11 protein-coding genes are annotated in these 13,415 nt (G+C 70.1%); 4 read left to right on the forward strand and 7 right to left on the reverse strand.

Features of this window, described 5'->3' with window-relative positions; translation table 11 throughout:
• Positions 1-167: 167 nt before the first annotated feature.
• From IO20_RS0123775 to IO20_RS0123790, 4 genes are all read right to left on the reverse strand, one after another.
• Positions 168-1,997 (reverse strand): acyl-CoA dehydrogenase, encoded by a 1,830-nt coding sequence (locus tag IO20_RS0123775; protein ID WP_030553360.1) that lies wholly within the window; start codon positions 1,995-1,997, stop codon positions 168-170.
• Between the two features lie 199 nt (positions 1,998-2,196).
• Positions 2,197-2,679, reverse strand: a complete 483-nt coding sequence (locus IO20_RS37705; RefSeq protein ID WP_051874624.1) for a hypothetical protein — start codon at positions 2,677-2,679, stop codon at positions 2,197-2,199.
• Between the two features lie 67 nt (positions 2,680-2,746).
• Positions 2,747-4,540: an alpha/beta hydrolase gene (locus tag IO20_RS0123785; RefSeq protein WP_030553356.1), complete on the reverse strand. Its 1,794-nt coding sequence runs from the start codon at positions 4,538-4,540 to the stop codon at positions 2,747-2,749.
• A gap of 5 nt (positions 4,541-4,545) precedes the next feature.
• Entirely contained in the window at positions 4,546-4,998 is a 453-nt protein-coding gene (locus IO20_RS0123790; protein ID WP_051751002.1) for a hypothetical protein, read from the reverse strand.
• A gap of 130 nt (positions 4,999-5,128) precedes the next feature.
• Here IO20_RS0123790 and IO20_RS0123795 point away from each other — a divergent pair, with 130 nt between their 5' ends.
• The 3 genes from IO20_RS0123795 (at position 5,129) to IO20_RS0123805 (ending at position 7,911) form a co-directional block, all read left to right on the forward strand.
• Positions 5,129-5,614, forward strand: coding sequence for an SseB family protein (locus tag IO20_RS0123795; RefSeq protein WP_030553354.1), 486 nt, complete (start codon positions 5,129-5,131; stop codon positions 5,612-5,614).
• 174 nt (positions 5,615-5,788) lie between these two features.
• Positions 5,789-6,751: a pirin family protein gene (locus tag IO20_RS0123800; protein ID WP_030553352.1), complete on the forward strand. Its 963-nt coding sequence runs from the start codon at positions 5,789-5,791 to the stop codon at positions 6,749-6,751.
• A gap of 86 nt (positions 6,752-6,837) precedes the next feature.
• Positions 6,838-7,911: an AI-2E family transporter gene (locus IO20_RS0123805; RefSeq protein ID WP_030553351.1), complete on the forward strand. Its 1,074-nt coding sequence runs from the start codon at positions 6,838-6,840 to the stop codon at positions 7,909-7,911.
• An 18-nt stretch (positions 7,912-7,929) separates the two neighbouring features.
• Here the strand turns inward: IO20_RS0123805 and IO20_RS0123810 are convergent, their stop codons facing one another.
• Both IO20_RS0123810 and IO20_RS0123815 read right to left on the reverse strand, forming a co-directional pair.
• The gene (locus IO20_RS0123810) at positions 7,930-8,748 is read right to left on the reverse strand and encodes an oxygen-binding di-iron domain-containing protein (protein WP_030553349.1); all 819 of its coding nucleotides are present in this window, start codon (positions 8,746-8,748) and stop codon (positions 7,930-7,932) included.
• A 105-nt stretch (positions 8,749-8,853) separates the two neighbouring features.
• Positions 8,854-10,980: an ATP-binding SpoIIE family protein phosphatase gene (locus IO20_RS0123815; RefSeq protein WP_030553347.1), complete on the reverse strand. Its 2,127-nt coding sequence runs from the start codon at positions 10,978-10,980 to the stop codon at positions 8,854-8,856.
• A 214-nt stretch (positions 10,981-11,194) separates the two neighbouring features.
• On the opposite strand from IO20_RS0123815, the gene aspS reads away from it, so the two are divergent.
• Positions 11,195-13,024 carry an aspartate--tRNA ligase gene (gene aspS / locus IO20_RS0123820; protein ID WP_030553345.1) on the forward strand — a complete coding sequence of 610 codons (1,830 nt, stop codon included), beginning with the start codon at positions 11,195-11,197 and terminating at the stop codon, positions 13,022-13,024.
• Positions 13,025-13,092: 68 nt separating this feature from the next.
• On the opposite strand, the gene IO20_RS0123825 is transcribed toward aspS, so the two are convergent.
• Positions 13,093-13,413, reverse strand: a complete 321-nt coding sequence (locus IO20_RS0123825) for a hypothetical protein (protein WP_031127631.1) — start codon at positions 13,411-13,413, stop codon at positions 13,093-13,095.
• Positions 13,414-13,415: the final 2 nt, after the last annotated feature.

Consider the following 13,415-nt stretch of genomic DNA (forward strand, 5'->3'; position numbering starts at 1 on the left):
GAACAGGGCCGAGCGCGCGGAGCCTCCCGAGGAACGAGGGAGGCGAGCACGGTCGGCCCTGTGAGCCCGGCTTGAGCGCCCCGGAGGCGAACCGAGCCCCAGAAAACACAGAACGGCCCGCCCCCCTCCCCGGGGACGGGCCGTTCCCTGCAGGACGTGGGCGCGTCTTAGAACGCGGCCTCGTCCAGGTCCATCACCGAGCCGTCGACGGCCTCGGCGAGCGCGCGCTCGGCGGAGACGCCGGGCAGGACGTTGGCGGCGAAGAACTTCGCGGCCGCGATCTTGCCCTGGTAGAAGGCGACGTCCTTGCCGGTGGCGCCCGCGGCCAGCTTCTCGGCGGCGACAGCGGCGCCGCGCAGGAGCAGGTAGCCGACGACGACGTCGCCGGAGGCGAGCAGCAGGCGGGTGGTGTTGAGGCCGACCTTGTAGATGTTCTTGACGTCCTCGCCGGTGGCGGTGAGGTCGGTGATCATCGTGCCGACGATGCCCTCCAGGTCGACGGCGGCCTTGGCGAGCGCGTCGCGGGCGCCGGCCAGGTCGTCGCCGCCGGTGCCGACCGCGAGGAACTTCTTGATCTCCTCGGACAGCGTGTTCAGGGCGGCGCCCTGGTCGCGGACGATCTTCCGGAAGAAGAAGTCCTGGCCCTGGATGGCGGTGGTGCCCTCGTAGAGGGTGTCGATCTTGGCGTCCCGGATGTACTGCTCGATCGGGTACTCCTGGAGGAAGCCGGAGCCGCCGAAGGTCTGGAGCGACTGCGCGAGCTGCTCGTAGCCCTTCTCGGAGCCGTATCCCTTGACGATCGGGAGCAGCAGGTCGTTCAGGCCGTGGAGCGCCTTGGTGTCCTCGCCGGCCGCTTCCTGGATCGCGATCTCGTCCTGGACGGAGGCCGTGTAGAGGACGAGGGAGCGCATGCCCTCGGCGTACGCCTTCTGCGTCATCAGCGAGCGGCGGACGTCGGGGTGGTGCGTGATGGTGACCTTGGGCGCGGCCTTGTCCATGAAGTTGGCCAGGTCGGTGCCCTGGACGCGCTCCTTGGCGTACTCCAGGGCGTTGAGGTAGCCCGTGGAGAGGGTGGAGATCGCCTTCGTGCCGACCATCATGCGGGCGAACTCGATGATGAGGAACATCTGGCGGATGCCGTCGTGCTTGTCGCCGATGAGCCAGCCCTTGGCGGGGTGCTGGTCGCCGAAGGTCATCTCGCACGTGTTGGAGGCCTTGAGGCCCATCTTGTGCTCGACGTTGGTGGCGTAGACGCCGTTGCGCTCGCCCAGCTCGCCGGTCTCCCAGTCGAACTCGTACTTGGGGACGAGGAAGAGGGAGAGGCCCTTGGTGCCGGGGCCCGCACCCTCGGGGCGGGCGAGGACGTAGTGGAGGATGTTCTCCTCCATGTCGTGCTCACCGGAGGTGATGAAGCGCTTGACGCCCTCGATGTGCCAGGAGCCGTCCTCCTGCTGGACGGCCTTGGTGCGGCCGGCGCCGACGTCGGAGCCGGCGTCGGGCTCGGTGAGGACCATGGTGGAGCCCCAGCGCTTCTCGACCGCGATCTGGGCGATCCTCTTCTGCGCCTCGTTGCCCTCGTTGTAGAGGACGCCGGCGAAGGCGGGGCCGGAGGAGTACATCCAGATGGCCGGGTTCGAGCCGAGGAGCAGTTCCGCGTACGCCCAGATCAGGGAGCGGGGGGAGACGGTGCCGCCGATCTCCTCCGGGATGCCGAGGCGCCAGTACTCGGACTCCATGAAGGCGTTGTACGACTTCTTGAAGGTGGCGGGCACGGGGGCGGTGTTGGTCTCGGGGTCGAAGACCGGCGGGTTGCGGTCGGCGTCGGCGAAGGACTCCGCGAGCTCGTTCTCGGCGAGGCGGCGGATCTCGTCGAGGATGCTCTTGGCGGTCTCGACGTCCATCTCCTCGAACGGCCCGGAGCCGTACACCTTGTCGCGGCCGAGCACCTCGAAGAGGTTGAACTCGATGTCGCGGAGATTCGACTTGTAGTGCCCCATGGCGACGGCTCCGTAAGGCTCGGGGAGGCGGATTCCTCGTAGACGTACCAGCAAGTAGCAAAACGCTCTCTCCGATGATGCTACCCATCAGTAATATAAGCAACCCCTGAGTCGGCGCATGTGACCCGAGCCGCACGGAAAAAGGGCCCGAGAGGGGCTGCGCCCCTTCTCGGACCCTTGACTCGCCGGGTGTCCGACGTCACTGACCGTAAGGGGTCGTTCCCTCCGGTGCCCGGTAGCAGCGGGAGATGACCGTGACGGCGATGCCGTCCTTGAGGTCGCCCGAGCGGTTGCGCATCCACTCGACGTTGAGCCCGAGGCGCAGCGTGTCGTTCTCGGCCACGATCTGCGGGTCCTTGCGCTTCGACTCGGTGAAGCCGTCCTTGACGATCTTCCAGCCGTTGCGGGGCAGCTGCTCCCTGAGGTTCTGCATCGCCTGCTCGAAGGAGCCCTTGGTGAGGTCGTAGACGGCCCAGGGGTGCTCGACGAGGTAGTGGGTCTTGAAGTCGGGATCCACGGACTCGCAGATGGTGACGCGTGCGCTGACCTGCGTCGGCGCCCCCTTGACGGCCATCCAGTCAAGCAGCCTGCTGGAGACGTCGTTGACCTGCTGCTTCGCGGGCTTGTACTCCCGGACCTCGGGCTGGTAGCCCAGGATCTCTTCCGGAGTCTTCTCGGACATGCTGGAACATCCCGTCATCAGAAGGGCCGCGGAGACGGCGCCGGCCAGGGCCGTGAGACTGCGCCTGCTATTCAAGAATCACACCTTCGTAGTCGCCGACGATCACCTTGGCCTGGTTGTTCAGGCTGAGGGTGCCCTCGTTCCAGTAGTCGCTGTGGCCATGGGTGTCCGTCTTCATGACGTTGCCCCCGAACTCGGGGTCCGTCGGTACGACCCAGTCCTCACCGAGTCCCACCAGGCTGCCACCGAGGGGCACGTTGTCCCCCTCGGCGCCCATGGCCCACATGTGCTCGCCCGAGATGCCGAGGTCCGCCGCGCGGTTCGCCTGCATGCCCGGGCTTCCGGCGACGACGATGTCGTCGGCGATCGGACCGTCGAAGATCCGGCCGGCCTGCGTGGCCTCGCCGACCAGCGTGGACCCGTAGCTGTGGCCGATGAGCGTGGTGTGCCCGCTGGAGCCGCTCGCCGCCTCGTGCGCGGCCCGGGTGCCTTCCATGAACGTGTGCAGGGTCGGGGCGCCCTTCTCCGCGTACTCGTTGCGGGCCGCCTCGGGGAAGACGTCGCCCTTGTCGGTCGGGTAGGCCGAGCGCGGGGCGTCGTAGTCGAACCACATGATGGTCGACACGTCAGCCCCCTGCCGGGTGGACGCCGTCCACAGCCTGTTGGCCCGCTCCAGGTCGCCCCCGATGCCCCCGATCTCGGTCCCCGTCCCCGGGACGTAGACGGCGGTGTGGTCGGCCGTGTCCGGATTCCCGTTGGCGAGGATGATCCGGCCGTCGCCGTTGTTGGTGCGCGGGTCGAAGCCGAGGAGGTACGCCTCGGGCAGACCGTCCTTGCCCGTGGCGTCGAAGCGGCCCTGGACGGCGTCGATGCCGTTCTTGATCCGTTCCAGCTCCGGTTTCCGGTCGCCGTACTTGTCCTGCCACTCCCGGTACGCGGGGTTCGTGATCACGGCGGGATAGGAGCCGCTGGGGTTGGGGAGGTACTGCTGCGGCGGCTTGGGGATCGCGTTGAGCTCCAGCTGCGTCTGGGCGCGGGTCTCCGCGAGCACCATCCGGTTGGCGTCGTCGCGTACGGCGGAGGGCAGGCCGTCCAGTGCCCCGACGGAGGCCGGGTACAGCGTGGCGTACTCGTCGCGCTGTTCCTGGGTGAGCGACTTCCACCACTCGGCGTTGTCCTGGGGGGACTTGCCCTTCGGGATCTTGTCGTCGTCGGCGTACTTGCCGGCCGCCTCCTGCATCGCCTTGGTGTCCTTGGCGGCGTCGGCGAGGGTCTCGTCGCTGACGGTGAGGCCGGGCTCGGCCTTCAGTCCGCGCAGGGCCGCGGCGTAGCGGCCGTCGATCTCGGCGGCCTCGCGGACGGCTTGCGCGATCCGCTCGGCGATGTCCTCGGCCCTGCCCTTGTTGGCGTCGGCGCTGCCGACCCCCTCGCCCATGCCGGGGGCATACGGGACGGGTGCGCCGGCCTCCGCCGTCCCGCTGCCGGGGGCGAGGACGAACGACCGGGTGGGGTACTGCACCCTGCCGTCCGGCAGGACGGTGAACCCGGCGCTCTCCGCCTCCTCCAGGGCCTGCTTCAGCTTCCGTTGCGGCGCGGCGAGTTCGGTGGCCAAGCCGTTGAGGGCGGTACGGATCAGGCCGCACTCGGTGTGCAGGTACTGGAAGTTGCGGGACAGCTGCCGGACGTCGGCGGAGGCACGATCGGCCGTCTCACCCTTCTGCGTGTCGTTGATCCGGGCGAACATGCCGTTGTCGACACGGTCCTTGTCGGCGTTGGAGCGGGAGGAGATCCGGCCCCAGTCGTCCGCGGCGTCCGTGTACTCGCTCAGCTTCACGTCGCGCAGCTGCTGCCAGGTGGGCATCCGGGTCAGCCCTCCTTCGTCCGGGAGGGGGCGGGCGCCCCGGCGGCGATGCGCCGCTGGGTGTCGGCCTCGCGCTCGCCGAAGTCGCGGCCCGCGCTCTTGAGGGCACCCTCCAGGCGTCCGCACTCGTCGCGCACGGAGGTGAGGCGGGCCTTCCAGGTGCCGAGGATCTCGGTCAGCGCGGCGGAGGAGTCGAATCCGGCCGTTCCGCCTGCGACGCCCTCGTTGCCCCGCTCCAGGTCGGTCAGCGAGGTGCCGGTGGAGACGCGCAGCTCGCCCGAGGCGTTGCCCGCCTGGTGCCAGGGGCCGACGTCGGCCTTGAGGTCGGTGCCACCGCTGCCGCTCGCGCCGCCGTCCCCGGCCGTGGTGCCCGCGAGCGTCATCGCGGCCGGGCGCTCGGACGGGCCGGATGGCGCGGTGTCCTCGAAGAGCCCTTGCCATCGTGCGTTCAGCGTCATTCCCGCCCCCGTGTCAAAGCCCTGTGTATGACAGTCAGATTGCTGGTGCGAACCTAGCAAGGGATCCCGGAGCGTGAGAAGAATCGGATGGGCGGCCCCGCCCGGTCGCCCGGTCGATAGGCTGGAGCCCATGTACGGCTACGACCAGAATCCGGGTGCTCAGCAGTACGCGCCTCCCCCGCAGCAGCAGTACGACCCGCAGGGTGCGGCGCAGGGCGGGTACGGGCAGCAGCAGGCCCCGCTCTATCCCGAGCCTTCGCCGCCCTCCCTCGCCGACGCCGTGCGCGCCTTCACGACGGGCACGCTCGCGCCCGAGGACTTCCAGCAGATCTTCGCGACCTCGAAGGTCTACTGCCCGCGCGGCGACAACCCGGGCTTCCTCGCGTTGCACAACACCCAGCAGCCGGTCATCCCGATGTTCACCTCGCTCAAGGAGCTGCGGCGGTACGCGGGCAAGGAGTCGAAGTACTTCGTGATCACCGGGGCCGAGGTGATCGACCTGCTGCCGACGGGCTACGGCTTCGTCCTCGACATGGAGGGCGACCACCGGATGGTCTTCGACGCGAAGGCCGTGGAGCAGATGGTCGACTTCGCGATGCGGCGGATGTACGGCTGACCGAAGCTGGGACGTACGGAACCGGACGAAGCCGGGACGTACGGGGATCTCGTACCCACGGGGGCGCCCGGGAGGAATTCCTCCCGGGCGTTCCGCGTTCCGGGTGGCAGAAAGTTCATCGTTCAACTAAAGTGGACGCAGAAGGTCGCCAAGGCCGCACCCAGGAGGTCCGTCATGCCCGCCGTGACTGTCGAGAACCCGCTCACCCTGCCGCGCGTCGCGGCCCAGGCCGACGCCACCGCCCGCCCCGTGCTCGCCGTCACCACGGCTCCCCAGGGATTCGAGGGCGAGGGCTTCCCGGTGCGCCGCGCGTTCGCCGGAATCAACTACCAGTACCTCGACCCGTTCATCATGATGGACCAGATGGGCGAGGTGGAGTACGCGCCCGGAGAGCCCAAGGGCACGCCCTGGCACCCCCACCGCGGCTTCGAGACCGTCACCTACATCATCGACGGCACCTTCGACCACCACGACTCCAACGGCGGCGGCGGCACCATCACCAACGGTGACACCCAGTGGATGACCGCCGGCTCCGGCCTCCTCCACATCGAGGCCCCGCCGGAGTCCCTCGTCGTCAGCGGCGGCCTCTTCCACGGCCTCCAGCTCTGGGTGAACCTGCCCGCCGCCGACAAGATGATGGCGCCCCGCTACCAGGACATCCGCGGCGGCCAGGTCCAGCTCCTCACCTCCCCCGACGGCGGCGCGCTGCTCCGCGTCATCGCCGGCGAGCTCGACGGCCACGACGGCCCCGGCATCACCCACACCCCGATCACGATGATCCACGCGACGCTGCGCCCCGGCGCCGAGATCACCCTGCCGTGGCGCGAGGACTTCAACGGCCTCGCGTACGTCATGGCCGGACGCGGCACCGTCGGCGCCGAACGGCGACCGGTCCACATGGGCCAGACCGCCGTCTTCGGCAAGGGCGGCGCCCTCACCGTCCGCGCCGACGAGAAGCAGGACGGGAACACCCCGGACCTGGAGGTCGTCCTCCTCGGCGGCCGCCCGATCCGCGAGCCCATGGCCCACTACGGCCCGTTCGTCATGAACACCCAGGCCGAACTGCGCCAGGCCTTCGAGGACTTCCAGGCCGGCCGGCTGGGGACGGTCCCGGCGGTCCACGGGATGGGCGAGTAGCGGCACGCGGCAGGCGTTGACGGGCCGTCACCCGTACGGTCCGTCAGCGCACGACGACACGCCGGCGGGCGTGGTGCGGTGATCGGGTGCAGACGTCGCCCCCGCTCCTTCCCGAACCCGTCCGCAGGGTCGCCGCCTGGTGCGCCGTCCTGCTGCTCGTCGCCGGGGTCGCCGCCGTCGGGATCTGGCTGTGCGTCGTCTTCAAGACGGCCGTCACGCCCGTCCTGCTCGCGATCCTCGGCACCGCCCTCCTCGGGCCCCTCTACCGGCGCCTGCTCCGGATGAAGGTCCGCAAGTCGCTCGCCGCCGCGCTCACCGTCGTCGCCGTCCTCACGGTCGTCGGCGGAGCCACGTACATCGTCGTCGTCGCGCTCATCGAGACCGGCGACCAGATCATCGCCTCCCTCCGGCAGGCCGCCACCGACATCGCCAAGCACCTCGGCGCGGCCGGGACCTCCCTCGACGACCTCGCGAAGAACGCGAGGACGCTCCTGGAGCGGTTCGGCGGAACCGCCGCCTCCGGGGTCATCAGCGGCCTCAGCGTCGTCGGCGAGGTGCTCGCCACCGCCGTCCTCGCCCTCCTCCTCATCTTCTTCTTCCTGCGCGACTCCGACCGGGCCGCGGGCGCCCTGCGCTCCCTCGTCCCCGCCGTCACCGGGGACCTCGTCGAGGCCATGGCCCGCCGCGCCTTCGAGGCCGTCGAGGGCTTCATGCGCGGCACGACCCTCGTGGCCCTCGTCGACGCCCTCCTCATCGGCGTCGGCCTCGTCGTCCTCGACGTGCCCGGCGCGGTGGGACTCGCCGCGCTCGTCTTCGTCACCGCCTACATCCCGTACCTCGGCGCCTTCCTCTCCGGCGCCGTCGCCGTGCTCGTCGCCCTCGCCGACCGGGGCTTCGCCATCGCCCTGTGGGTGCTGGCCATCGTCCTGGCCGTCCAGGTCATCGAGGGGAACGTGCTCCAGCCGGTGGTGCAGAGCCGGACCGTGCAGATGCACCCGGCCGCGGTGATGCTGGCGATCACGGCCGGGGCGTCCGTCGCGGGCGTCCTCGGCATGCTGCTCGCCGTACCCCTGACGGCCGCCGTGACCGGCGTCCTCAGCGAGCTGAAGGCGCGGTACGGGGCTCCACCACCACCGCCGAAGCCGGACGCCGGGGGGTGAGCCCGCTCGTCCCGCTCCTCAGGTCGCGGCCGGCAGTCCGCCCGGCTCGAAGGACGCGAGCATCTGCTCGAGGGCCGCCTGGTCGGGACCGACGAACGGGTCCGAGTCCGGGGCCATCGAGATCGTGTCGGCCATCGAGGCCGTCATCCGCACCGCCGGCGGCAGATGCGTGGACAGCACGATCTCGGGCGCCATGTCCCGCAGCGGGTCGATCGTCGTCCGGAACTTGTCCGGATCGACGACGTGCACCCACGGGCTGTCCAGGGTCGCCCACAGCAGCTGCGCCTGCCGCAGCTCCTCCGGCTTGAGGTCGTTCGCGTGCCCGCTCTCCGCCAGCTCGGCGGTCGGCATCGGCCCGCCGAAGCAGTCGGAGGAGAAGCAGATCCTGGTCTTCTCGTCGTAGAACCCGACCGTGGCGGGGTTGTCGAAGAGCGGCGGCCGGAACGCGCGCAGCATGCGGTCGCCGACGTCGAGGGACTGACCGGGGTTGAGGAAGTACAACCGGTCCATCGGCAGCGCGCGTTCCGTGGTCATGATCCCGGCGGCGATGAAGGTGGTGACGACCTTCGCCCGGGGCGCGGCCACGAGCAGGTCGAAGATGCCGCCGGTGTGGTCGCGGTCGGGGTGGGTGAGCCAGATCCAGAGGACGTCGGCCGGGTCGATGACCGAGCCGAGCGTGTTGACGAAGTTCCGGTCGGCTATCGAGAGCCCGGTGTCGACGACGACGGGTTCGGCGGCGGTGAGGACGTACGCGTTGACGGGGATGTGCCCGATCCCGGGTATTTCGAGGCTGTCGGCCAGGACGGTGGTGTCGCTGCCGACCTTGTGGGTGTCCATGGCAAGCTCCGTGCTCCCCCCGGAGGCGGCCGTACGAGACAAGTCTGCGCCGCCGGACGGGCCCCTGCGCGCCGGGACCGCGAGCGGCGCGGGACCGGGGTCCGCCTACCCGCAGCAGCCCTCCCTGGATGGGCCCGGAGCCTCGTTCAGCTCGAACCAGATCGCCTTGCCCTCGCCGCGCGGGTCGACACCCCACGCGTCCGCCAGCATCTCCATCAGGACCAGGCCTCGGCCGCTCGACGCCATCTCGCCGGGGTGGCGCTTGTGCGGCAGTTCGTCGCTGGTGTCGGAGACCTCCACCCGCAGCCGCCGGGACTTCGCGGCGCAGGCGACCTCGGCGACGAGGAGGGCGTCGCCGTCCGTGTGGACGAGGACGTTGGTGACCATCTCGGAGACCATGAGGACGGCCGAGTCGAGCTGGTCCCCGTCGGTCCAGTCGTGCAGCAGCTGCCGCATCTGCTCGCGGGCCTCGGCGATCCGCTCCGGTTCGGCCTGGGCGATCGTCATCAGGGTGCGGCGCGGGGCCTCCACCACCGGTCCCACGGGCCGGCGGGAGAGCAGCAGGACGGCGATGTCGTCCTCGCGGCGGTCGGCCAGCGGCCCGGTCGTGTGGTGGGAGCCGGGCCCGTGGACGGCCTCCACGAGCGTGTCGGCGAGCTGCTCCAGGTCCTCGCCGTCGTGGGCCTCCAGGAGTTTCCTGACCCGGTCCCAGCCGGTGTCGAGGTCGTGCCCGCCGGTCTCCAGAAGACCGTCGGTGCAGACCATGAGGGTCTCGCCGGGGTCGAGGGTGAGCCGGGTGGTGGGGTAGTCGGTGTCGGGGTCGATGCCCAGCGGGAGGCCGCCGGCCGTCGGCCTGAGGAGAACCGTTCCGTCATTCATCCGCACCGCCGGGTCCGGATGCCCGGCCCGCGCGATGTCGACCGTCCCCGTCTCCAGGTCGACCTCCAGGTAGAGGCAGGTCGCGAAGCGGGGCCCGCCGTACTCCTCGCCGTCGTCCCCGTCGGTGATCCCGTACAGGAAGCGCGAGGCGCGGGAGAGGACCGCGTCGGGCCGGTGGCCCTCGGAGGCGTACGCGCGCAGGGCGATCCGCAGCTGCCCCATCAGGCCCGCCGCCCGCACGTCGTGCCCCTGGACGTCGCCGATGACGAGGGCGACGCGGCCGGGACCGCGCCCGTCCGTGCGGGAGGTCCCGCCGGGGAGCCGGATCAGGTCGTACCAGTCGCCGCCGACCTGGAGTCCGCCGCCGGTCGGCACGTACCGGGCCGCGACCTGGATGCCGGGGATGCCAGGACCGAGGACCGGCATCATGGTGCGCTGGAGGCCGAGGGACAGCTCGCGCTCCGACTCGGCCACGCCCGCGCGCGCGAGGGCCTGGGCCAGCATCCGCGCGACCGTCGTGAGCACCGAACGCTCGTCGGGCGTGAACGCCACCGGGTGCTTGAAGGCAGCCATCCAGGTGCCCATGGTGCGCCCGGCGACGATCAGCGGCACGAAGGCCCAGGAGCGGCGCCCGAAGCGCTGCGCGAGGGGCCAGGTCATGGGGAAGCGGCGCCGGTACTCGTCCGGGGTGGGCAGGTAGAGCGCGCGGCCGGTTCGTACGACCTCCGCCGCCGGGTAGTCGGTGTCGAGCGACATCGACGAGAACGGCCCCTCGTCGCCGTCGCTGTGCCCGTGGTGCCCGATGACGGTCAACCGGTCGCCGGCCACGCCGAAGACGGCGAGCCCGTCGGGGGAGAAGCCGGGCATGGACAGGGAGGCGGCGACCCGCAGCACCTCGGCCGTGGAGCGCGCCTCGGCGAGCGCCCGTCCCGCGTCGAGGAGGAACGCCTCGCGGGAGCGGCGCCAGTCACCGGTGATGGGGGTGCGGGCGGCGGTCCCGGGGACCTGCTCGGCGACCTCCTGGAGGGTGCCGACCAGCTGGTAGTCGTTGCCCCGGATGAGCGGCTTCGATCTGCTCCGTACGGTACGGATCACCCGGCCGTGCTCGTCCATGATCCGCAGCCGGGCCTCGGCGAGGGTGCCTTCGGCGACGGCGAGGTTGACGACCCCGTCGATCTCGTTCCAGTCGACGGGATGAAAACGCGAACGGACGGCCGCCTCGGTGAGCCGTACCGGCTCGGCGGGCAGCCCGAGCAGCCGGGCTGCCTCGGCGTCGAGCGAGACGATCCCGGACGCGTTGTCCCAGCGCCACAGGCCGGTCGCGATCGCGGCCAGGACGTCCTCGGTGCGCATTGCCCTACTTTATGAATATCGGACACCAGGTCGCCACTGAGCGTATTCGAAAAGCGAGGACGCCCGGCCGGTACCCTGGGTGGGTCTGCCCGCGTGTTCTGTGACATCCGCGACGCCTGACTCGTGACTCCCGGGTCCCGAGTCCCGAGTCCCGTCACAGCGACCCCGGGCGGCGGCCCACGACCCACAGATCCCGAAGACTGGATGAACGACGATGCATCGGTACAGGTCCCACACCTGCGGCGAGCTCCGCGCCTCTGACGTCGGCACCGACGTCCGGCTGAGCGGCTGGCTGCACAATCGGCGCGACCTGGGCGGCATCCTCTTCATCGATCTGCGCGACCACTACGGCATCACGCAGCTCGTCGCCCGCCCCGGCACCGCCGCGGCCGAGGTCCTCGACAAGCTGACGAAGGAGACCGTCGTCCGCGTGGACGGCAAGGTCGTCTCCCGCGGCGCGGACAACGTCAACCCCGAGCTGGCGACCGGCGAGATCGAGATCGAGGCCGCCGAGGTCGAGGTCCTGGGCGCCGCGAAGCAGATCCCCTTCACCATCAACACCGACGACGGCGTGAACGAGGAGCGGCGCCTGGAGTACCGCTTCCTCGACCTGCGCCGCGAGCGCATGCACCGCAACATCATGCTGCGCTCCGCCGTCATCGCCTCCATCCGCTCCAAGATGGTGGCCCTCGGCTTCAACGAGATGGCGACCCCGATCCTCGCCGCGACCTCCCCCGAGGGCGCCCGCGACTTCGTCGTCCCGTCCCGCCTGAACCCGGGCAAGTTCTACGCGCTGCCGCAGGCGCCGCAGCAGTTCAAGCAGCTGCTCATGATCTCCGGCTTCGACCGGTACTTCCAGATCGCGCCCTGCTTCCGCGACGAGGACGCCCGCGCCGACCGCTCGCCGGGCGAGTTCTACCAGCTCGACGTCGAGATGTCGTTCGTCGAGCAGGAGGACGTCTTCCAGCCGATCGAGAAGCTGATGACGGAGATCTTCGAGGAGTTCGGCGGCGGGCGTCACGTCACCTCGCCGTTCCCGCGGATCCCGTTCCGCGAGTCGATGCTGAAGTACGGCAACGACAAGCCCGACCTGCGTACGTCCCTGGAGCTCGTCGACATCTCCGACGTGTTCGAGGCATCGGAGTTCAAGGCCTTCGCCGGCAAGCACGTCCGCGCGCTCGCCGTCCCGAACACGGGCGACCAGCCGCGCAAGTTCTTCGACGCCCTGGGCGACTTCGCGGTCTCCCTGGGCGCGAAGGGCCTGGCGTGGGTCCGCGTGGGCGAGGGCAACGCCCTGACCGGCCCGATCGCGAAGTTCCTCACCGAGGAGAACGTCAAGGTCCTCACCGAGCGCCTCGGCCTGGCCCCCGGCCACGCGATCTTCTTCGGCGCGGGCGAGTTCGACGAGGTCTCCAAGATCATGGGCCCGGTCCGGGTCGAGGCCGCCAAGCGCGCCGGCCAGTTCGAGGAGAACGTCTTCCGCTTCGCGTGGATCGTCGACTTCCCGATGTACGAGAAGGACGAGGAGACCGGCAAGATCGACTTCTCGCACAACCCCTTCTCGATGCCGCAGGGCGGCCTTGAGGCCCTGGAGACCCAGGACCCGCTGGACGTCCTCGGCTGGCAGTACGACATCGTCTGCAACGGCATCGAGCTCTCCTCCGGCGCCATCCGGAACCACGAGCCCGAGATCATGTTCAAGGCCTTCGAGATCGCCGGCTACTCGAAGGAGACCGTCGAGCACGAGTTCGCGGGCATGCTCCGCGCCTTCGAGTACGGCGCCCCGCCGCACGGCGGCATCGCCCCGGGCGTCGACCGCATCGTGATGCTCCTCGCCGACGAGCCGAACATCCGCGAGACGATCGCCTTCCCGCTGAACGGCAACGCCCAGGACCTCCTGATGGGCGCCCCGACGGAACTGGACGAGTCCCGCCTGCGCGAGCTGAACATCCAGCTCCGCAAGCCGGTGGAGTCCAAGCTCGTCGAGAAGCCGACGGAGGACCGCCCGATCACGGACGCGGTCCACCCGGACGCGGCGCGGTAAGCAGTACTGACGCCAGAGGGGCCCGGAACCGACGACGGTTCCGGGCCCCTCTGGCGTTCTCCTCTTCCTCAGCCTTCGAGGATGTCCATCACATAGTCGCCGAGTTCTCCGGGGAGTTTCTCGATGTCAAGGGTCCGCAGGGCCGCAACCATATCCGGCTCGGCCAGGGAACCGAGCTGGATGATCGCGTTCAACTGCGCTTCCAAGGCGCCGGGGTCGCTTTCGCACGCTGCCGCAGCCGCGAGCACGCCGGTAAGGACTCGCCCGTCAGCCAATGAATAGCCGGAAACGAGATCAGTGACCTGATCCGCCGCTAATTCCCGGATTCTTGGGTCGGCGGCGGCAATGTGCTGCACGAATTCAAGGAGTTGAGAAGCGGAAATCGGCATCG

It is taken from the genome of Streptomyces exfoliatus (assembly GCF_000725545.1).
GTDB lineage: Bacteria > Actinomycetota > Actinomycetes > Streptomycetales > Streptomycetaceae > Streptomyces > Streptomyces exfoliatus.

Coding starts and splice junctions, on each gene's coding strand:
- IO20_RS0123775 (WP_030553360.1), bottom strand. CDS start 1,997: ATGGGGCACTACAAGTCGAATCTCCGCGACATCGAGTTCAACCTCTTC.
- IO20_RS37705 (WP_051874624.1), bottom strand. CDS start 2,679: ATGTCCGAGAAGACTCCGGAAGAGATCCTGGGCTACCAGCCCGAGGTC.
- IO20_RS0123785 (WP_030553356.1), bottom strand. CDS start 4,540: ATGCCCACCTGGCAGCAGCTGCGCGACGTGAAGCTGAGCGAGTACACG.
- IO20_RS0123790 (WP_051751002.1), bottom strand. CDS start 4,998: ATGACGCTGAACGCACGATGGCAAGGGCTCTTCGAGGACACCGCGCCA.
- IO20_RS0123795 (WP_030553354.1), top strand. CDS start 5,129: ATGTACGGCTACGACCAGAATCCGGGTGCTCAGCAGTACGCGCCTCCC.
- IO20_RS0123800 (WP_030553352.1), top strand. CDS start 5,789: ATGCCCGCCGTGACTGTCGAGAACCCGCTCACCCTGCCGCGCGTCGCG.
- IO20_RS0123810 (WP_030553349.1), bottom strand. CDS start 8,748: ATGGACACCCACAAGGTCGGCAGCGACACCACCGTCCTGGCCGACAGC.
- IO20_RS0123815 (WP_030553347.1), bottom strand. CDS start 10,980: ATGCGCACCGAGGACGTCCTGGCCGCGATCGCGACCGGCCTGTGGCGC.
- aspS (WP_030553345.1), top strand. CDS start 11,195: ATGCATCGGTACAGGTCCCACACCTGCGGCGAGCTCCGCGCCTCTGAC.
- IO20_RS0123825 (WP_031127631.1), bottom strand. CDS start 13,413: ATGCCGATTTCCGCTTCTCAACTCCTTGAATTCGTGCAGCACATTGCC.